The sequence below is a fragment of the Kribbella flavida DSM 17836 genome (genome assembly GCF_000024345.1).
GTDB lineage: Bacteria > Actinomycetota > Actinomycetes > Propionibacteriales > Kribbellaceae > Kribbella > Kribbella flavida.
In genome coordinates, this window is record NC_013729.1 from 3,621,035 (window position 1) to 3,639,301 (window position 18,267).

Consider the following 18,267-nt stretch of genomic DNA (forward strand, 5'->3'; position numbering starts at 1 on the left):
ATGATCGGGACCCCTCGGCGAATTCCGGGCCGCCGGACGACCGGGGACAACCGGACCGTCGCTCGCCTAGACTGCGCGAGCCTGGGCCGGACCGGCGCTCGCTTAGACTGCGCGTGGCTCGGGGCCGATGTGAGGGGAAGAGATGCCGGACGAACTGCTGCGGCCGACGATCACCGCCGGCGTCGACCTGTCCGTGCGGCCGTGGCGGCTGCTGCCGCAGGCGTACGTCGCGTTCTTCGGCGGCGTGATCGCGGTGACGGTGATCGCGTTCTTCAACGCGCGCCGGCTCGGCATCGACGCGGCCAAGCGGCGGCTGATCCTGCTCACGGGAGCGGTCTCGCTGGCCGCGTCGGCGGTGCTGGTGACGCTGCTGACCCAGGACGACGGCAGCAGCGGCCTGCGGGTCGCGACCCGGATCGTGGCGGTGGCCTGCTGCCTCGTCCAGCTGAAACTGCAGCAACCGATGGATCGCGCGTTCCAGTTGCGCGGCGCGGACTACGCCTCCTTGTGGGGTCCCGGCATCGCCGCCGTGATCGGCTGCGGCATTCTCGAGGTCGGCGTGCTCGCCGCCGTGGCGGTGGCGCTGTGAACGAGCCGACCGAAGCCCGGCTGCAACTGGCCGGCCACTGGCTGCAGATCGGCCGACCCGAGCGCACGCTCGACGAACTTCAAGGGCTTTGGGGCGACGCCGCGCTCGACTACCGCGCCTACCTCTTCCGAGGCGCCGCGCTGCACGCCTTGGACCGCAACGCCGAGGCGATCGACGTACTGCGGGACGGCCTGTCGCACCACGGTCCGTTCCTGCCGCTCCTGCAGATCCTCGGTGCGGCGCTGCGGGTGGAAGGCCGGTTGCCCGAGGCCGAGGCGGCACTGCTGCAGGGCCTGAGCTTGGACCCGAACGAGCCCGACCTCCTGCTCGGCTACGCGATGGTCTGCCTGTCCGCGGGCCAGGCCGAGAAGGCCAACGCGCTGGTCGAACGCGCCGCGGCGTTCGCTCCCGAAAGTCCTGCCGTGTCGGCAGCCCGGGCGCAGGTGGCGTTCGCGCTCGGCAAGGACAAGGACATGCACCGGCACAGCGAGGAAGCGCTCTCTGCCGATCCCGACGACCCGCACGCCCGCGCGCTGCACGGCACGTCGGCGATGCTCACCGGCGACGCGAACGCGGGATACCGCTCTCTCGCGTCCGCAGCGGCCGCGAATCCCGGTGACCCCGATCTGCGCGAAGCCGCCCGGGCGGCCCGGCTCGCGAACCACCCGCTGATGCGTCCGCTGCGGCCGTTCCAGCGGTTCAACCCGCTGGCGGTCTGGATCGGCGCGGTCGCCGTGATCTACGGCCTCCGGCTGCTCGGACTGGCACCGCTCGCCTTCGTCGCCGCGATCGGCTGGTTCGGGTTCTGCGTGTACTCGTGGGTGGTGCCGCCGCTGCTGCGCCGCTGGCTCGACCGAGGGTGGGGACGATGAGCAACGACCGGATCTCCGCGCTGCGCAAGGCCGTCGAGGCGAACCCGGACGACGTCCTGCTCCGCCTGGTCCTGGCGGAGACGCTCGTCGCCGCCGGCGAGACCGAGCCCGCGCTCGACCAGTACGTCGTACTGCTGGATCAGCAGGCTCTGCCCGAGGACCAGCTGGTGGCGGTCGGCGAGCTGGCGGCCGCGAACGGGCGGCTCGCGCTGCTCCGGAGCTGTCTCGAAGCTGCTCGCCAGGCCGGGATCGTCGAGGGAACCGGCCGGCTCCAGCAACTGGTCGACGAGATGATCTCCACCCGGACCGGGGTGAAGGTGAAGATCGGGCAGCCCGACGGGGAGGAGTTCGTCAGCGACGCACCGAAGGAGACGACCACCTTCGACCAGGTCGGCGGCATGGACGAGATCAAGCGGATCATCCACCGGATGGTGATCCTGCCGCTGAGCCGGCCCGAGCTGTACCAGAAGTACGGGCGGCGGTCCGGTGGCGGTGTGATGCTCTACGGCCCACCCGGGTGCGGCAAAACGCTGCTGGCGCGGGCGACCGCGGGGGAGTGCGGGCTGCCGTTCGTCAACGTCCGGATCGAGGACGTGATGGATCCGTACCTCGGCGTCTCCGAGCGCAACCTGCACGCGGCCTTCGAGCGCGCCCGGGCGAACTCGCCGTGCGTGCTGTTCCTCGACGAGCTCGACGCGCTCGCGTTCGCGCGGCACAAGCACGGCGGTTCGGAGGCGCGCCGGCTGGTCGACGTGCTGCTGCAGGAGCTGGACGCGATCGGCTCGGAGAACGAAGGCCTACTGGTGCTGGCGGCAACCAACGCGCCGTGGGACGTCGACGAGGCGATGCTGCGGCCCGGACGGTTCGACCGGGTGATCTTCGTACCGCCGCCGGACGAACCGGCCCGGGTGGACATCCTGTCGGTCGTACTGAAGGACGTCCCGTCGGCCGGCCTGGACCTGAAGTCACTGGCCGCCACGACCGCGATGTTCAGTGGCGCCGACCTGCGCGCGCTGGTCGAACGCGGCGTGGACCACGTGATCGACGAGGCACTGGCGACCGGCGGCGAACCACCGCTCAGCATGCAGCACCTCGAGAGAGCGCTCCCTGGTGTGAAGCCGTCGACGCTCGACTGGCTGCACCGCGTCCGGTCGTACATCGAGTTCGCGAATCAGTCCGAGCGGTACGACGACGCCGCGGCGTACCTCCGCTCGAAGGACGTCCGCCGCCGGCTGTCCTGACCCGCATCCGTCCCGACACGGAATCACCACAACCGCCGACAACGCGAACGACTCCGCACACTCACTGGTGCACAGCGACGGCGATCTTGCCGCGTGGGCGTCTGCGGCCCTCGCCGACAGAGCCGCCCTCCAACAGTGTGTGCGCCTGTGCAACGTCGGCCAGCGGTACCACGGCGCCGATCACCGGCCGGAGTTTGCCCTGGTCGACCAGCCGGCCGAGTGCCGCGAGCTTCGCCCGGCCCGGGCTGACGAAGACGAAGTGATAGGTCGCGTTCACGCCCCACGCAGCGAGCAGCTGCTGAGGTTCGGGGATGTCCACGATGGACACCACGCGGCCTCGGTCGGCGAGGACCTCCGGGCTGCGGGCGAGGGTGTCCCCACCCACCGTGTCCAGGACGACATCCACGCCACCCAGCGCGCGGACCTGCGGCACGTAGTCACCAGCCGAGAAGTCGATCGCGATGTCGGCTCCCAGTCCAGTGACGAACTCGTGATCCCTGGCCCGTGCCGTGGTGACCACCTCGGCTCCCAGCGCGCTGGCGAGCTGGACGGCGATGGAGCCGACCCCGCCCGCTCCGCCGTGCACCAAGACCCGTTCCCCGACCCGCAGCCCGGCGCGTTCGACCAGCGCCTCCCACACCGTCACGCCCACGAGCGCGAGACCGGCGGCCTCGACGTGCGACAACCCTGCGGGTTTGCGGGCGACCAGGGCCTGGTCGACCACGTGGAACTCGGCGTAGGTTCCCTGCCCGGCGAACATCGGCGCCAGGTACCAGACCTCGTCGCCCGGTTGGAAGTCGTCTGCCCCGGGGCCGGTCTCGACCACCACGCCGGAAACGTCGTTGCCGATCACCGCGGGCAGCGCCACCTGGTCGCGGTAGTCGCCGCGCCGGGTCTGCAGGTCGAGAGGGTTCACGGACGTGGCCTCCACGCGCACCAGCACCTGGCCGGGTCCGGGAGCGGGTCTTGGCAGCTCTCGGGTGGCGAACGCGGTGTCCGCGTCACCGAAGCGGACGAGTTCCATCACATGCATCGACGTCGACATGCGAACGACCTTAGATCGCAATATCGCGAATCGTCAATATGTCTGTGCGTTACGATCGCCGCATGTTCTCGGAGGCGGAGTTGCTGGCTGTGTTCCGGGCCCTGTCCAACCCGGCCCGCCGCCAGATGCTGGTGTGGCTCAAGGACCCGATGAGTTTCCCCGGCCAGGAGCTCGACGACGTCGAGATCGGTGTCTGCGTGACCGACATCCAGCAGCGCACGGGCCTGGGGCAGTCGACCACCTCGCAGTACCTCGCAATGCTGCGGCAAGCAGGGCTGGTGGTCGCCACCCGGCGGGGCAAGTGGACCTACTACCGTCGCGACGAGGCGAACATCGCCCGCCTCCTGGAAACCCTGCGTGACGTGTTCTGACGCCGATGCCGTGCAATCACGGCGCGGGTCGGACCTCCGGGTCGGTTGGAGTGGTGAGGTCGATGCTGATGGTGGCCTGGCAGCCGGTGCGGTTGCGGCCCCGCCGGAGGCCGACCGTTCGCCATGACCAATCCCAGCGCCGTCCGCCCCTGTCCCGCCGCCACAACAGCGGTTCCGGTACCGATCCTGCCGTTGCTGCGGCTGACCCTGCTGTTCCGGGCTGTTCCGCGGCGAACGAAGGGACATCCCCCGCGGTTGTGGGTTCTCCCCCGATCTGCGGACCGGTGGACCCAGCACGTGGCGGGTTATCCCCTCAACGGTGGTGGACGTGGGCACGTGGCTGCGGGTCAGGTGCTGGACTTGAGTCGGGCGGCGGCGGAGTCGGGCATGGGTTCGTAGCGGGCGAAGCTGCGGGTGAACGACGCGGCGCCGTGGGAGAGCGAGCGCAGGTCAATGGCGTAGCGGGTGATCTCCACCTGCGGCACCTCGGCCTTGACCAGCGTGCGGTCGTCGCCGACCTTGTCCGTGCCGAGCAGCCGGCCGCGTCGCCCGGACAAGTCGCTCATCACCGCGCCGACCAGGTCATCGGGCACCAGGACCGAGACCAGGTCGACCGGTTCGAGCAGGTTCACCTTCGTCGCGTTGGCCGCTTCGCGCAGCGCCAGGCCGCCGGCCATCTGGAACGCCATGTCGGACGAGTCGACGCTGTGCGCCTTGCCGTCGAGCAGCGTGACGCGGATGCCGACCATCGGGTACCCGGCGCCCACGCCACGCTCCATCTGCGCCCGGATGCCCTTCTCCACGCTCGGGATGAACTGCCGCGGCACCGCACCGCCGACAACCTTGTCGACGAACTCGAAGTCGCCCTCCGGCAGCGGCTCCACCTCGATGTCGCAGACGGCGTACTGGCCGTGGCCGCCGGACTGCTTGACGTGCCGCCCGTGCCCCTTCGCCTTGCCCCCGAACGTCTCCCGCAACGGCACCCGCAGCTCGACGGTGTCGACCTTGACGCCGTACCGGTTGGCGAGCGCGTCCAGTACGACGTCCGAGTGCGCCTCGCCCATGCACCAGAGCACGATCTGGTGGGTCTCCGGGTTCTGCTCGATCCGCAGCGTGGGGTCTTCCGCAGCGAGCCGTTGCAGGCCGCCCGACAACTTGTCCTCGTCGGTTTTCGCCCGGGCCTGCACGGCGATCGGCAGCAACGGCTCGGGCATCGTCCAAGGTTTCAGCAGCAACGGTTCGGACTTGTCGGAGAGCGTGTCCCCGGTTTCCGCGCGGGTCAGCCGGCCGATCGCGCACAGGTCGCCGGCGATCACCGTGCTTGCGGGGCGTTGCTGCTTGCCCAGGGGGAACGACAGCGTTCCGATGCGCTCGTCCTCGTCGTGGTCGGCGTGGCTGTTGCGTTCACCGAAGAACGACGTGAAATGGCCCGACACGTGGACCACCGTGTCGGGCCTGATGGTGCCGGAGAACACCCGCACCAGGCTGACCCTGCCGACGTACGGGTCCGACGTGGTCTTCACCACCTCGGCCAGCAACGGCCCGTTCGGGTCGCAGCTCAGCTTCGGCCGCGGTACGCCGTGCGGGGTGAACACCTCGGGCAGCTGGTGCTCCAGCGGCGACGGGAACCCGCTGGTTGCGATCTCCAGCAGTTCCACGGTGCCGACGCCGGTGCCGCTGCAGACCGGGATGACCGGGAAGAACGACCCGCGGGCGACCGCACGTTCCAGGTCCTCGATCAGCACCGCCTGGTCGATCTCCTCACCGCCGAGATAGCGCTCCATCAGGGACTCGTCCTCGGACTCCTCGATGATGCCCTCGATCAGGCTGCCCCGGAGCTGCTCGATCCGGTCCGCGAACGACGCGTCCGGCGGGTGCGTGCTGCGCTGGCCGTCGGCGTACTCGTAGTGGGTCTGGGACAGCAGACCGATGACGCCTTGGCCGGCCGGCAGGTAGAGCGGCAGCACCTTGTCGCCGAACGCGTTCTGAGCGGCGGAGAGCGCGTTCTCGTAGTTCGCGCGGGCGTGATCGAGCTTGGTGATCACGACAGCCCGGGGCATGCCGACGTGGTCGCACTCCTGCCACAGCGTCTTGGTCGGTTCGTCGACGCCTTCGTTGGCCGGGATCACGAAGAGAGCGCAATCCGCCGCTCTCAGCCCGGCCCGCAGCTCGCCCACGAAGTCGGCGTAGCCGGGAGTGTCGATCAGGTTGACCTTGATGCCGTTGTGGGGGAGCGAGGCCAGCGCCAGACCGACCGAACGCTGCTGCCGGATCTCCGCGTCGTCGCAGTCGCACACCGTCGTACCGTCCACGACGGTCCCGGGTCTGGTGAGCACCCCGGAGGCGACCAGCAGGGCCTCGACGAGAGTGGTCTTGCCGCCGCCGGACGGACCGACGAGCACCACGTTGCGGATGGCGGCAGGATCGTCCGCGGTGGGAGCGGCGCCGGCCTGGGAAGTGTTCGCCTTGTCTGCCATGACGGTTCCTCCTGTTGAGCCACCATTCCCCCAAGCACCCGCCCAGCACAAGACCTTCCAACGCCCTACCAGCAACTCAGTTGCAGAGCGCTGGTCTGCCGGCCGGCAGGTCCCACAGCCCGCGGTCGTCCCGGCGCGATCATGGCCCAACCTGCGCGAACGGATCGACGAGGCCCGCCAGAACGGCTGGTGCGGCGAGGTCCAAGGTCCCAGACCGCCTTGGCCCGCCGCGGCGGGAAAGCTGGCAGGCTCGACCACCTCCGACGGGCGCCGGCCGGCGGACCGACCTCGGTGTGCCAGTCGTTCCGACAGGATTTGTAGGTCGTCGAAAGCCGGCAGGTTGTCTGGTCAGCCGTCACGATTCTTCATCTGCCCAGGTCCGGAACACGTTGCCGTGCCTCTTGCCGGACCCAGCCCGCGGGGTGTGAAAGGCGTCGACTGCGGACGGTGAGCGTTGACCTTGTCGGACGCCTCGTTCACACCCAGCAGCCAGACCCGGCAGTTGGGGGCGGCGAAGTCCTTGGCCCAGGCGGAGAAGAGCGAATCGGCTCCGGTGGAGTCGCATCGGCCCCGCTCGTCGACCAGGTCGGTGTCGGTTGGCCGGCGGCGATAGCCGGCGACCCTGGAGGCGTAGGCGCGGCGGATGTGCCCGGACACCCGGGCGCGTTCCCGGCCGGCGGACTTGACCCTGACGCGACGTCAACCCTGCATGCTGGTTGTTATGAGCATCCCGCCCAACGGCCGATCGAGTCCAGGGGCGCGCAATCCTCGGGCGGGCCCGGGAGCGCCGGCCTCGTTGCCTCCCTGTTCGCTATTCTCCTACCGTCGCGAGACTCCTCAGCTGACGCCGACCGGGGTTCTAGGCGAGGTTGGGAGCAGGATCAGAGCATGCTGACTATCAGTCAATTGGCAGCGTATGCCGGCGTCACGGTGCGGGCGGTGCGGCACTATCATCAGATCGGACTTCTGCCCGAAGCAGACCGGGATGCCTCCGGCTACCGGCGCTACAGCGCAAAGGCAGTCGTGTCGCTCATCAAGATCCGAACCCTCGCCAACGCCGGCGTACCGCTGTTTCAGATCGGCCAGATGCTGCAGGCCGACGCATCGACCTTTGCCGAAGCGGTTGAACGGATCGACAGTCGGCTGCACGACGAGATCCAACGGCTTGAGACCAGCCGCAAACACATCGCGCAGCTCGCCGCCGGGGACAGTCTGGCGCTCCCGCCGGAGGTGATCTCCTACCTCGGTCTGCTGCGAAAGCTCGGGGTATCAGAGCGGATGGTCGAGGCTGAGAGGGACGGATGGATCCTGCTTGTCGCTGCCTGGCCCGAAGACATCCCCACGGTCATCGCCGCAAAAATAGCGCAGCTCGATGACCCGCGACTTGTCCGGCTCTACCGGATCCTGTCGGAGATCCTCGAAAGCGACGACACAGGCGACGACGACCCGCGTTTGGCAGAAGCCGCCGACACCATGGCCGACCTGGCCGAGCAGGCCTACACCTCCGGCGAGATCAACCCCGACGAGCTCGCGCACGACGCCCTACCGATCGACCTTCTGGACGCACTTGCCGTCGAGTCCGATCCGCGGGCGGAGCGGCTGCGGGAACTGATGCGCAGGCGCGGCTGGGCCGGTTGGAATCGGATCGAGCGGCTGGCGGAGCCCCCCGACTAACTTGTGGGTGTCGTTCGCACTGGACGTCGACTACTCGTGTCGGCGGCGACGGGGCAGGGCCGAGTTGGTGGAGCGCAGCACAAGGCCGGCGTCGGCGTCGAGACGGCCGGACGCCAGTCAGCCACGTCCGGTGCGTCTACTGCGAGCGGTGTGCAACTCGTCGCCCTCATCCCGACCGCGGGCGCTGGATCGGGCCGACGCCGAGCCGGTCGAGGTGAGCGTGCGATTGACCTGACCCAGCTCGAGCCCGCACAGATCGAGCGCTTGTGGAGCACCTCGACAAAACGATCATGGAAAGCGAGTCGCCCGATGGCCACCTGCGTGCCTTTTGCGAGTAAGGGGAAATCATGACCAGCCGGAAGTTCACCCGGACCGGCATGGTCCCAGTGGACGACACGGCCTTGGCCGTCACCGACACCGACGCCGACGGTGTCGCCGTGATCTACCTCAACGGCCACGCCGCCGTTCAGCGGCAATGGCGGCGGGTCCTTGCCGAGTTGGGGACGGAGTGGCGGCACATCACTTATGACATGCGAGGGCGTGGTCGATCGAAGCGTTCGGCGGATTACTCGTTCGAGACGAACATCCGAGATGTCGATGCCGTCCTCGCAGCCCGGGGTGTGGGCCGGGCAGTGGTGGTGGGCTGGTCCTATGGAGCGTTCGTCGCGGCGCATTGGGCCAGTCGGAACCCGGCGCGGACCGTGGGCGCGGTCTTGGTGGAGGGCGCGCAACCCTACGACTGGTTCGACGAGTCCATGGAACCCGGGATGCGCAGGCTATGGAAGCGAATCTGGTGGCCACTGCAGCTGCTGCGCCCGATCGGTATGGCTCCACGGATGACCGGCGACCAGCTGGCAGACAGCAACATCGAAGTTGGCAAGATCGCCCGCGAGCGTGACCTAAGCCCCGTGTTGGACAGCATCACCGTCCCGACGCGCTACGTGGTCGCTTCTGGGGAGTCCTTCGGAAGCCAGGGCGGACACGAACGGATACGGGCCGGCCTCTCTGCGGTGACTGCCCGCAATCCGAACATCCGAATCAGCGCGAAAGTCGCCAGCAACCACGGTTCGATCCTGCGGAAGGACTTCCGCGCCATCGCCGAGGCGGTACGCGAGGTCGTTGCCCTCGACCATCAGGGGAACTGACGACACCGCCGGCTGGTGGATCCCGTACGGGACAAGCCTGACAGCCGACGGCGCACAAGCCAGAGGTCTGAACAACTTGCTCGGGCAGATCGGGGATCTCGCGGAACTGGCGCAGACCTTCGGCCCATGCGAATTCGAAGAAGCCGCCTGCGGCGCACTTCAAGCGCCCTGCGGGATTCCAATCCGCCACCAAGCGGTGATGCCGCTGTCGCGGTGTCGACGCGGTTGATGGGGATGTGCCGAGCGCGCGTTCTTCCTCCTGGGTGTTGTAACGGAGCACCGTACGCGGGGATACAGGGCAGGTGGTCAGCGGGGTGTGGTGGTTAGGGCGGTCAGGAGGGTTTGCAGGTCGTCGGGGTGGAGGCGTTGGGTGGGGGAGTCCTGGGCGGCGAGTTGGGTGCGGAGGGACTCGAGTTCGGTGGTGGCCTGGGTGGCTTGGCGGTGGAGTTCTTCGGCGCGGGTGGTGAGCTCGGTGCGGAGGGCTTCCACGTCGGCGCGGGCCTGGGCGCGGGTGGTGGTGAGTTGGTGCTCGGCGTCGGCCAGGGCTCGGGCGGTGGACTCTGTCTGTGCAGCGTGGGCGGCCTCGGCGTGGAGGCGGGCGGTTTCGGCTTCCTGGGTCTTCGCCTGCGCGGCGGCGAGCTTGTCCTGCAGGGTGAGCAGTTCCGCGCGGGCTGCTTCAAGGTCCGTGCGGCGGTCGGCTTCGGCGGCGCGGGCGGTGTCGCGTTCTGCGCGGGCCGCGTCGCGTTCGGCGAGCAGGCGTTCGGCGGCGACGGCGATCTCGCGGAGCTGCCGGTCGGTACCGGCCGCCCGCTCCGCTTCCCGCGCCGCCTGCGCTTCGGCGGCCCGGCGGGCGTTCGTCGCTTCCTCGGCCTGCTGGCGTGCGGCGCCGAGCGCTTCGGTGGCATCGAGCGCCTGACGGGCCGCGGCCGACGCGCGCTCGACGGCTTCCGTACGTTCCTTGGCGGCTCGCTCGGCGGCCGCCTGGCTCTGCCGGGTACGTAGCTCCGCTTGCTCGCGCGCTTCCTCGGCGGACAGCCGGGCCTTCTCGGCCTCGACGACCTGCGCGTTCGCGGTCTCCACTGCGGCGACTGCTGCTTCTTCCACTTCGTCGAGGCGTCGGCTGACCGCGTCCAGCGCCGCGGTGAGCGCTTCCACCGGACCTCGTACGCCGTCCAGCTGGTCGCGCAGCCGCTCCGCATCCAGGCGGAACGTGCTGCTGCCCGCGTCCAGTCCCAGTGCGCCGAGGGCCTCCTTCTCGGCGCGGGCCATCTGGGCGCAGGTCTTGCCGCCGTCCCAGCGGGTGTCGCGGCAGAAGCTTCTCGGTCGGCCGCCCTGGAATCCGGGGGCGGGAAGTTCCTGCCGGCACTTGCTGTAGCCGCATCGGGCCGCGTCCACGATCATGCGGAGACTCTAAAGGTTGGCGGTTGGTAAACCGTGAAACCGGTTCGGCGTTTCTGAAACCAAACCGCGATATCACGAAACCGGTGTTTTGTTGGTCGATTCGGAAGAGCGCGGAGTGGGAGCCGGGAGCGGACTGGGTTCTGGGCGAAGATCGGGGGTGAACAGGCGGGTTCAGGCGGAGAAGCAGGCGCGGAGAGGCGAGGAAGCGGTGGTGGAGGGCCCAGAGCTGGATCGGCTACTGGTGGTGCTGGAGGCAGTGCGCCGCGACGGACGCTTCCGCAGCGAAGACTTCAGCGGCGCCGGCGATGGCTACCGGAGCACTGGCGATGGCTACCGGGGTGCCGGGGATGGCTATGGGGGCGCCGGGGTTGGCTACGGGGGCGCCGGAGGCGGCGACCGGAGTGGTGGAGGAGGCGAGCGGGGCGCCGGAGGTGGCGACCGGAATGCCGGGGGTGGCAACCGGAGTGCCGGGGACGGCGGCCGCGGAACCGCCGAGGCTGATGACGGATATCCCGTCCCGGAGGGTGAAAACGGATATCGCTTCGCCGCGGGTGGGGGCGGCTACCGCGCTTCGAGCGATGGTGGCTATGGGGGCGCGGCCGAGCGCGACGGCAGTCGCAGTGCCGACGACGGCGACGGCGCCGACAGCTATCGAAGTGGGCGGGATGGCTACCGAGGCGGCGCGCACCGGTTTGCTGGTGACGAGTTCCACGCCGGTGGCGAAGCTTGGTGGGGTGCCGGGGGCGGCGTCGGAGGTGAGGGCTTTCGCGTTGGCGCGGACTCGGTAGGGCGCGATGTGGTGGTCGCGGAGGGGAGTTGGCCCGGGGTCGCTGACCCGGAGTCGCTACGGGATCAGGTGGCGGACTGGCTGAGCCAGTACGCGAACGCGGGCACGCGGCGGACCTACGGCTACGCCCTGGGACTTCCCATGGCGTGGGTCGACATCGTGACGACCGGGAGCGTGGGTTCAAGTGGCGAGCGAAGTGAAGGCGACGCTGGTTCACTGTCACTCAGTGGGCGCGGCGAAGCAGGGGTTGGTCCGCGGGTCGGGTCGGCGCAGGGGGCCGAGGAGAAGCGGCCGCCGGTGGGGCGGGAAGGGCCGTTGCATGACCTGGCGTGGTTCCGGTGGTGCGCGAGCCGGGGGATGGATCCTCGGGCTGCGACCGGACGTGAGGTGAAGGCCTGGCTGCACTTACTCGACGCGGCGGGGGCGGAGAAGCGGACTCGGCAGCGCATGCTGAGCACGCTCTCCGCGTTCTACGGTCACCTCACCGAGCTGGGCGTCGTCCCGGCCAACCCGGCAGCGCTCAATCGTGCCCGGCTCGGGCTGAACCGCAGTTCGCGGGACGCCTCGCCGACGATTCGGCTCACCGCGCCGCAGCTGCACGCCCTCCTCGAAGCCGCCGCCAAGCTGCCCAACCGCACCCGCTTCAAGGACCTGTACGCCGCTCGCGCGGTTGCGGTGGTCGCGCTGCTGACCCTCGGTCTGCGGGTGTCCGAGCTGGTCGGTCTCGATCGGCAGCACCTCGTGGTGTCCGGCGGGGAACAGATGCTGCGCGTTCTCGGGAAGGGCGGCGTGCACCGGGAGGTCTATCTGACCACGCTCGCCGCTGAGGCGCTGCAGAGATACCTCGGAGAGCGCGATCTCCTGCAAGAGACAACAACTCCGGCGCTGCGCGGGCGTACCAACGCGCAGGCCACGAGTCCCCTGATCGCGACGCGGGACGGAGGGCGGTGCTCACGGTTCGACGTCAACGCGCTGCTCCGCCGGGTCGCTGTACAGGCTGGTCCCGCGCTGGCTGACGTGGCGGACAAGGTCCACCCGCATGCGCTGCGGCATGCGTACGTCACGATCGCGCTCGAGCAGGACGCCCGGATCCAGCACGTGCAGGCCGACGTCGGCCACGCCAGCATCGCGACGACCCAGTACTACGACCGTGGCCGACGGACCCGGGACACCACCGCCGCCGACCTGGTCGAGGCGGCGATCCGCGCGGCAGGGCGCGAGGCGACGGACATCGGCGAGCAGCCCCCAACCACCAGGGCGGGCCATCCGCCGACGGACACTGCCGGCGAGCTGCCGACCACCACGGCGGGCCAGCCGCCGACGGACACTGCCGGCCAGCCACCGACAACCGCCGCAGGGCAGTCCCCGGTGGACACGGCGGGGCAGCCGCCGCTGGACTGAGATCCCGCTACTGTCGCGGCATGCGTAGGGGACTCTTCACCGCTGTCGCGGCGATGTTCGCCGGCTTGGTTCTCACCGGTTGGGCGGCGCCTGCGACCGCCGGGACGACCGCAGCCACCGGGCACACCACGGCCCCCGCGGGGAGCGCAGGCAACGCAGGCAGCGCAGGCAGCGCAGGCGGCGCGGCTCCCGCGGGCAGCGCGGTTCCGGCGGCCAGCGCCGCGCCGGGGGACGTGGTCACCCGGATGCAGCTGGACTACACCGTCAGGCCGGACGGTGTGGTGCACGTCAAGGAGACGATCGACTACCAGTTCGGCAGCAGCGGCCGGCACGGCATCTACCGGTTCCTCGTCACGCGCGAGCCGTACCGCGACGACGAGTCGAAGGATCAGAAGTACGAGGTCTCCGACATCTCCGTCACCAGCCCGAGCGGCGCCAGCGACGAGTTCACGCAGACCGTGCGCAAGAGCAACAACCAGCGTGACGAGACCCTCCAGATCCAGATCGGCTCCGCGAACCGCACTGTTCCCGGCGGCCGGGCGACGTACGTGATCGAGTACGACGTCCGCGGCGCACTCCGGCACTTCCCCGATCAGAGCCAGCTCTACTGGGACGCCACCGGCCACAGCTGGGAGGCCACCCTCAGGCGGGTCGACGTGTCGGTGACCGTGCCCGAAGGGGTCCAACAAGTGGAGTGCTTCGCCGGCCGGCCCGGCACCAGAACCACCTGCGAGCGGAAGTCGGTCATCGGCGACCGCGGCGTCTTCGCGGCCTCCGATCTCGTCAAAGGCGAAGGGCTGACGATCGTCGCCGGGATCCGGCCCGGCGTGGTCGCCAACGACACCCCGATCGTCGTCGATCCACCCAACTGGCTGCAGCGCAACGGCGTCACCGTGCCGGGCCTGGTCGGGTCCGTGCTGGTGACGCTCGCCGGGCTCGCCGCCGCGGTGCTCTACGGCAAGTACGGCAATCGCGATCTGCGGTACGACGGGATGCCACCCGGCACGGTCCCGCCGGCCGGTGCCCGCGTCGCCGAGGTGAAGGACACCCTCACCGAGGACCAGATCCCCGTCGCGTTCTCACCCCCGCCGATCCCGGTCGGTGAGGGCGGCCTGCTGATCGATGCGAAGGCGAACACGACCGAGACGGCCGCCACGCTGATCGACCTCGCGGTCCGCGGCGCCGTCAGGATCGACAACACCGGCCCCGAGCAGATGGCGGTGCTGCTCAACGCCTACCTCGCCGTCGCGCCGCACGAGCAGGTGCTGCTGCAGAGCCTCTACCCGAGCCTTCAGCCGGGTTCGGCGATCACGCTCGCACGGCGCCCGACCGGCGACACGTCGATGCGGAAAGCGCACGACGCGATGATCGCCGCGCTCCGGCAGCAGATCCTCGCGCGGCAGTGGTACCAGCGGATGCCGCGAGCCGCCGCCAGTTCGCCGCTGACCGGCGTGTTCTCCTGCGCCTGCCTGGCGATGATCGCGATCTGGGTGTTCGGCGCGGGCCTTGCCGCGACGGTGATCGGCGCGGCCACCGGCGGACTCGGCCGGGCGGTCGTGGTCGGGATCCCGGTCGTCGCCGTCGTCGTTGCCCTGGGCACCTTGATCGTCAAGCGCGGCCGGGGCCGGCGTACGGCGCTCGGCCGGGCGGTCACCGACCAGTTGATCGGCTTCCGGACCTACCTGGCCACGGCCGAGGCGGACCAGTTGCGGTTCGAGGAGGGCGAGGACATCTTCAGCAAGTACCTGCCCTGGGCGATCGCCTTCGGTCTGGCCGATCGGTGGCAGCAGGTCTGCGCTCAGCTCGTCGCGGCGGGGCGGATCCCGCCGGACCCGTACTGGTACTCCGGCCCCTCGTACTACACCTCGGGCTTCGCCGCCGGGAGCATCAGCCAGACCGTCGCCCACACCTTCGACCCGCCGCCGGCGCCCGCAGGCAGCGGGGGAGGAGGCGGCAGCTCGTCCGGCTTCAGCGGCGGCTCGTCCGGCGGCGGCGGAGGCGGCGGGGGCGGCGGCTCCTGGTAGTCACCGCGGGAGCCGGCCGCCGCGGCCGGCGCCTTCAGACCCAAGGATCAACGGGACTGCCGTCGCGTCCAGGTGACCGCGGCTAGACCGGTAGCCGGCTAGACCGGTACTCGGCTGGACCGCGCGCCGCGCGCCGGGCGCCGGGCGCGGGGCGCGGGGCGCGGGCATCAGCGGATCATGCGCCCCAGGACTCCGCCGGGCCGGTCGACGTCGCCATGCCGGCGAGCTGACGGCGGCCCGAACCCCCGGCGCGAGCTCAGACCGCGCCGCCGGCCGCCGTCGGGGCGGTCGGGTCGGTGCCGGCGTCGCCGACCACCTCGCGGGCGAGGAAGTCCTCCAGGTGGAACAGGTTGTCGCCGGCCCGCTTGGCGACGTTGACCAGCGTCGTCATCGCCGAGACCTCCTCGACCTGCTCCTTGAGGAACCACTGCATGAACTGCTCGCCGATGTAGTCACCGTCGTCGCGCGCGGTCCGGGCCAGCGTCTCGATCTGCTTGGTGACGGTGATCTCCTGCTGCAGCGCGAGCTCCAGCGGCTGCAGCGCGTTCTTGAAGTCGTTGACGACCTCGCCGACGCCGGGGATCTGCGGCCGGATGTCCATGTCGAGCAGGTACTGGACCATCATCATCGCGTGGTTGCGCTCTTCCAGGGCCTGCTTGTAGAAGTGCCCGGCCAGCTGCGGCAGGTCCTGGTCGTCGTACCAGACAGCCACCGCCGTGTACTGCTGTGACGCCGTGAATTCGTTGCGGATCTGTTCCTGCAGGAGTTTCGCGTACGTGCTCATGCTCGCCAATGTAGTCCGCGGGCCGGCGATTCTCATCGTTGGCGAGGCTTTCCTAAGCGGGGCCGAGCACGTGCGACCGGATCGCGGGAAGGTTGCCCAGCGGGGCGAAGAATCCGCTGGTTCCGTGGTCGAAGGTGATCGCCGCGATGCCCTGCTGCAACCATACCGGCGCCTGCGCGACCACGCCGGCCGGGGTCAGCGCGAGCACCCCAACCTCGTCGTCGGCGCCGGCCAGCCCGTTCGCGACGGCGAACTCCCGGGCCCGCTGCGCGGACGTGAACGCCATCAGGAACGGCTTGTCGCTGTGCACCCCGACGAACGGCTGCGGGTTCTCCGGGCCGCCGCGCTGCACGAACCACCACCGCTCCAGCGCGAACGTTGCCGCCCACAACTTCTCCTGGTTGGCGGTGCTCGGGTCGGTACGGACGGCCTCGGCCAGGACGTCGGTGACTGTTGCTTCCTCCATGCCCCGACGGTACGCCGTCAGCGGTTCCCGAGCGTGACCAACTCGACGTCCCCGCCGGGCAGTGTGACGGTGATCTCGTGGTGGTGGACGGTCACGAGGATGCCTTCGGCAAGCGCTTGCGGAGGCAGCGCGTCACGGGTCAGCAACACCGCGTGCACGAGCACTTTCGGCTCGCCCGCGTGCGGAGCGGTCAGGTACGGCGTCGCCGAGTGCGCGCCGAAGGCGTTCGCGCCGAGTCCCCGGTGCACACCGGCCTCGTCGTAGCCGAACAGGCCGACCACGGCGGACAGCAGGCCGTCCGCGGTCCGGGCCGACGACCACACCGCGCCCCCTCCCGAGTCGCCGGCGATTGCCTCCGGCAAGGAGTTCGACGCGACCGCGTAGCCGCCGCTGCGGACCAGCGCCCCGGCCGGCCCGTCGACCAGCGAGCAGCGGATCTCCCAGCCGCCGTGCACGATCGACGTGGTCTCGATCGGCCACGGTCCGGCGTCGCCGAGCCACGCCTGGTGCCACGACGACGCTGTTCGGGCGCCGATGCCGAGCCGGCGGATCCGGCCGCGGGTGCTCGACCGGCCCTGCTGGTCGACCAGCGAGACCAGGTTGTCGATCCTCGACGCGTTGTCGGCAAGCTCCGGACCCGCGTGATTGGCGTACGCGAGCCGGTCGTAGTGCGGGTCACCCGCCGGTTCGGGTCCGTTGGATTCGCTAGGCGGTGCGTGGTCCGCCCCGTGGTTGACCAGCCGCACCAGCTGGTCGTGCCGGCTCGCGTGCACGATCCACCCCGGCGCCCGCATCGCCCGGACCTGGTCCGCGTCGTCCAGCGGCACCGAGTCCTCCGGCTCCGACCAGACCGGGTGCTCCGGCGGCAGCAGCAGCCCGATGAACCCCTTGCTCGCCCAGTACGGCGAACCCGGGCCGGAGTACGGCTGCGTTGTGGGCAGGAACGTGTCGTACCACCCCAGCGTCAACAGCCCGCGCTCGTCCGGTACGCCGTGCTGGACGAAGTGCCGCGCGATCCCCGAGCACAACCGCCGGGTCTGCCCTGGCGACAGTGGTGTGGAGTCCAGCAGCGCGCCCATCCAGTACGGCGTCGCCGCGGCCATCCGGTAGGTCAGCGACCGGCCCTGGTAGACCGGCGCCCCGTCGTTGCCCACCAGGTGCACGGCGTCTTCCAGGAAGAGGTTGAGCCGCTCGCGGTACACCTTCAGCCGGTCCTCGTACTGCGCGCCGGGCGTCGCGGCCGCCATCCGGGTCCACAGCCCGGGGTAGAGGTGCATCGCCCAGCCGATGTAGTTGTCGAAGTTCTGGCCGTCGCCGTCGGAGTACCAGCCGTCGCCGACGTACCAGTCCTCGATCCGGTCCAGACCGCCGTCGATGTCCTCCTGCGAGTACGGCGCGCCGACCGACGCCAGGAACTGCTCGCTCACCACCTGGAACAGCCGCCAGTTGTTGTCGTGCGTGGTCGACCCGATGAAGCCGCCGAGCCACTCCGCGACGTGCTCCTGCGCCCGGGTGTCCAGCCGGTCCCAGATCCACTCGCGAGTCTCGTGCAGCGACACCGCGATCGCGGCCGCCTCGACCATCTGCTGCGACCGCGGGGTCAGCCGCAGCCAGGACTCCGGGTGGTCCGGGTTGGCGCCGTTGGCCACGCCGCGCGCGTACCGCTCGATCAGCTTCTCGCAGCCCGCACCGCGCACCCCCCCGATCCGGAACGCGGCGAGCATGAACGACCGCGCGAACCCCTCCAGCTCGTCGGAGTCGGTGCCGGACCGGCTCGGCCGCCCGGGCAGCACGACTCGCGCCGAACCAGGCGAGAAGTACGGAACCAGCGAGTCGAGCAGGTGGTCGGCCAACGCCTCCCAGTGGCCGCGGACCCAACCGGTCTGGCGGGACAGCACACGATCGGTGGCAGGCAGGACGAGCTTGGTCACGGGGCCTCCGGGTCTGGACTGAGGAGCGCAAGGAGCGAAGCGACTGGAGCGACGAGGGA

15 protein-coding genes are annotated in these 18,267 nt (G+C 70.1%); 8 read left to right on the forward strand and 7 right to left on the reverse strand.

Annotated features, from left to right (window positions below; genetic code table 11):
• Window positions 1–142 precede the first annotated feature (142 nt).
• Genes KFLA_RS16755 through KFLA_RS16765 form a run of 3 tightly spaced genes read left to right on the forward strand, consistent with a single transcriptional unit; the run spans window position 143 to window position 2,702 of the window.
• Window positions 143–589, forward strand: a complete 447-nt coding sequence (locus KFLA_RS16755; RefSeq protein ID WP_012920989.1) for a hypothetical protein — start codon at window positions 143–145, stop codon at window positions 587–589.
• Window positions 586–1,461 (forward strand): tetratricopeptide repeat protein, encoded by an 876-nt coding sequence (locus KFLA_RS16760; RefSeq protein ID WP_012920990.1) that lies wholly within the window; start codon window positions 586–588, stop codon window positions 1,459–1,461. Before KFLA_RS16755 ends, KFLA_RS16760 begins: the two co-directional genes overlap by 4 nt.
• Complete coding sequence (locus KFLA_RS16765; RefSeq protein WP_012920991.1) at window positions 1,458–2,702, forward strand: tetratricopeptide repeat protein; 1,245 nt, start codon at window positions 1,458–1,460, stop codon at window positions 2,700–2,702. The genes KFLA_RS16760 and KFLA_RS16765 overlap by 4 nt, the downstream gene beginning before the upstream one ends.
• Window positions 2,703–2,763: 61 nt before the next feature.
• Here the strand turns inward: KFLA_RS16765 and KFLA_RS16770 are convergent, their stop codons facing one another.
• Complete coding sequence (locus KFLA_RS16770; RefSeq protein ID WP_012920992.1) at window positions 2,764–3,747, reverse strand: zinc-binding dehydrogenase; 984 nt, start codon at window positions 3,745–3,747, stop codon at window positions 2,764–2,766.
• Between the two features lie 62 nt (window positions 3,748–3,809).
• Between KFLA_RS16770 and KFLA_RS16775 the strand changes: the two genes are divergently transcribed.
• Complete coding sequence (locus tag KFLA_RS16775) at window positions 3,810–4,118, forward strand: ArsR/SmtB family transcription factor (protein WP_012920993.1); 309 nt, start codon at window positions 3,810–3,812, stop codon at window positions 4,116–4,118.
• 347 nt (window positions 4,119–4,465) lie between these two features.
• Here KFLA_RS16775 and KFLA_RS16780 read toward each other — a convergent pair whose 3' ends face one another.
• Window positions 4,466–6,595, reverse strand: a complete 2,130-nt coding sequence (locus KFLA_RS16780; protein ID WP_012920994.1) for an elongation factor G-like protein EF-G2 — start codon at window positions 6,593–6,595, stop codon at window positions 4,466–4,468.
• A gap of 888 nt (window positions 6,596–7,483) precedes the next feature.
• Here KFLA_RS16780 and KFLA_RS16790 point away from each other — a divergent pair.
• Window positions 7,484–8,269, forward strand: coding sequence for a MerR family transcriptional regulator (locus tag KFLA_RS16790; protein WP_012920996.1), 786 nt, complete (start codon window positions 7,484–7,486; stop codon window positions 8,267–8,269).
• Between the two features lie 347 nt (window positions 8,270–8,616).
• Window positions 8,617–9,414: an alpha/beta fold hydrolase gene (locus KFLA_RS16795; protein WP_012920997.1), complete on the forward strand. Its 798-nt coding sequence runs from the start codon at window positions 8,617–8,619 to the stop codon at window positions 9,412–9,414.
• Between the two features lie 306 nt (window positions 9,415–9,720).
• On the opposite strand, the gene KFLA_RS16800 is transcribed toward KFLA_RS16795, so the two are convergent.
• Together KFLA_RS16800 and KFLA_RS38090 are read right to left on the reverse strand one after the other, a co-directional pair.
• A complete protein-coding gene (locus KFLA_RS16800; protein ID WP_012920998.1) occupies window positions 9,721–10,815 on the reverse strand; it encodes a coiled-coil domain-containing protein in 1,095 nt (364 codons plus the stop codon).
• Between the two features lie 235 nt (window positions 10,816–11,050).
• The gene (locus KFLA_RS38090; RefSeq protein WP_162471215.1) at window positions 11,051–11,527 is read right to left on the reverse strand and encodes a hypothetical protein; all 477 of its coding nucleotides are present in this window, start codon (window positions 11,525–11,527) and stop codon (window positions 11,051–11,053) included.
• Between the two features lie 432 nt (window positions 11,528–11,959).
• Here KFLA_RS38090 and KFLA_RS16810 point away from each other — a divergent pair, with 432 nt between their 5' ends.
• Both KFLA_RS16810 and KFLA_RS16815 read left to right on the forward strand, forming a co-directional pair.
• Entirely contained in the window at window positions 11,960–13,003 is a 1,044-nt protein-coding gene (locus tag KFLA_RS16810) for a tyrosine-type recombinase/integrase (protein WP_237706826.1), read from the forward strand.
• Window positions 13,004–13,023: 20 nt separating this feature from the next.
• Window positions 13,024–15,027, forward strand: a complete 2,004-nt coding sequence (locus KFLA_RS16815; protein WP_012921001.1) for a DUF2207 domain-containing protein — start codon at window positions 13,024–13,026, stop codon at window positions 15,025–15,027.
• 256 nt (window positions 15,028–15,283) lie between these two features.
• Here KFLA_RS16815 and KFLA_RS16820 read toward each other — a convergent pair whose 3' ends face one another.
• From KFLA_RS16820 to KFLA_RS16830, 3 genes are read right to left on the reverse strand one after another with little or no spacing between them, the layout of a single operon-like run.
• A complete protein-coding gene (locus KFLA_RS16820; protein ID WP_012921002.1) occupies window positions 15,284–15,811 on the reverse strand; it encodes a ferritin in 528 nt (175 codons plus the stop codon).
• A gap of 52 nt (window positions 15,812–15,863) precedes the next feature.
• Window positions 15,864–16,277, reverse strand: coding sequence for a hypothetical protein (locus KFLA_RS16825; protein ID WP_012921003.1), 414 nt, complete (start codon window positions 16,275–16,277; stop codon window positions 15,864–15,866).
• 17 nt (window positions 16,278–16,294) lie between these two features.
• Entirely contained in the window at window positions 16,295–18,208 is a 1,914-nt protein-coding gene (locus tag KFLA_RS16830) for a DUF2264 domain-containing protein (RefSeq protein WP_012921004.1), read from the reverse strand.
• Between the last annotated feature and the right edge of the window lie 59 nt (window positions 18,209–18,267).

Coding starts and splice junctions, on each gene's coding strand:
- KFLA_RS16755 (WP_012920989.1), top strand. CDS start 143: ATGCCGGACGAACTGCTGCGGCCGACGATCACCGCCGGCGTCGACCTG.
- KFLA_RS16765 (WP_012920991.1), top strand. CDS start 1,458: ATGAGCAACGACCGGATCTCCGCGCTGCGCAAGGCCGTCGAGGCGAAC.
- KFLA_RS16770 (WP_012920992.1), bottom strand. CDS start 3,747: ATGTCGACGTCGATGCATGTGATGGAACTCGTCCGCTTCGGTGACGCG.
- KFLA_RS16775 (WP_012920993.1), top strand. CDS start 3,810: ATGTTCTCGGAGGCGGAGTTGCTGGCTGTGTTCCGGGCCCTGTCCAAC.
- KFLA_RS16780 (WP_012920994.1), bottom strand. CDS start 6,595: ATGGCAGACAAGGCGAACACTTCCCAGGCCGGCGCCGCTCCCACCGCG.
- KFLA_RS16790 (WP_012920996.1), top strand. CDS start 7,484: ATGCTGACTATCAGTCAATTGGCAGCGTATGCCGGCGTCACGGTGCGG.
- KFLA_RS16795 (WP_012920997.1), top strand. CDS start 8,617: ATGACCAGCCGGAAGTTCACCCGGACCGGCATGGTCCCAGTGGACGAC.
- KFLA_RS16800 (WP_012920998.1), bottom strand. CDS start 10,815: ATGATCGTGGACGCGGCCCGATGCGGCTACAGCAAGTGCCGGCAGGAA.
- KFLA_RS16810 (WP_237706826.1), top strand. CDS start 11,960: ATGGATCCTCGGGCTGCGACCGGACGTGAGGTGAAGGCCTGGCTGCAC.
- KFLA_RS16815 (WP_012921001.1), top strand. CDS start 13,024: ATGCGTAGGGGACTCTTCACCGCTGTCGCGGCGATGTTCGCCGGCTTG.
- KFLA_RS16820 (WP_012921002.1), bottom strand. CDS start 15,811: ATGAGCACGTACGCGAAACTCCTGCAGGAACAGATCCGCAACGAATTC.
- KFLA_RS16825 (WP_012921003.1), bottom strand. CDS start 16,277: ATGGAGGAAGCAACAGTCACCGACGTCCTGGCCGAGGCCGTCCGTACC.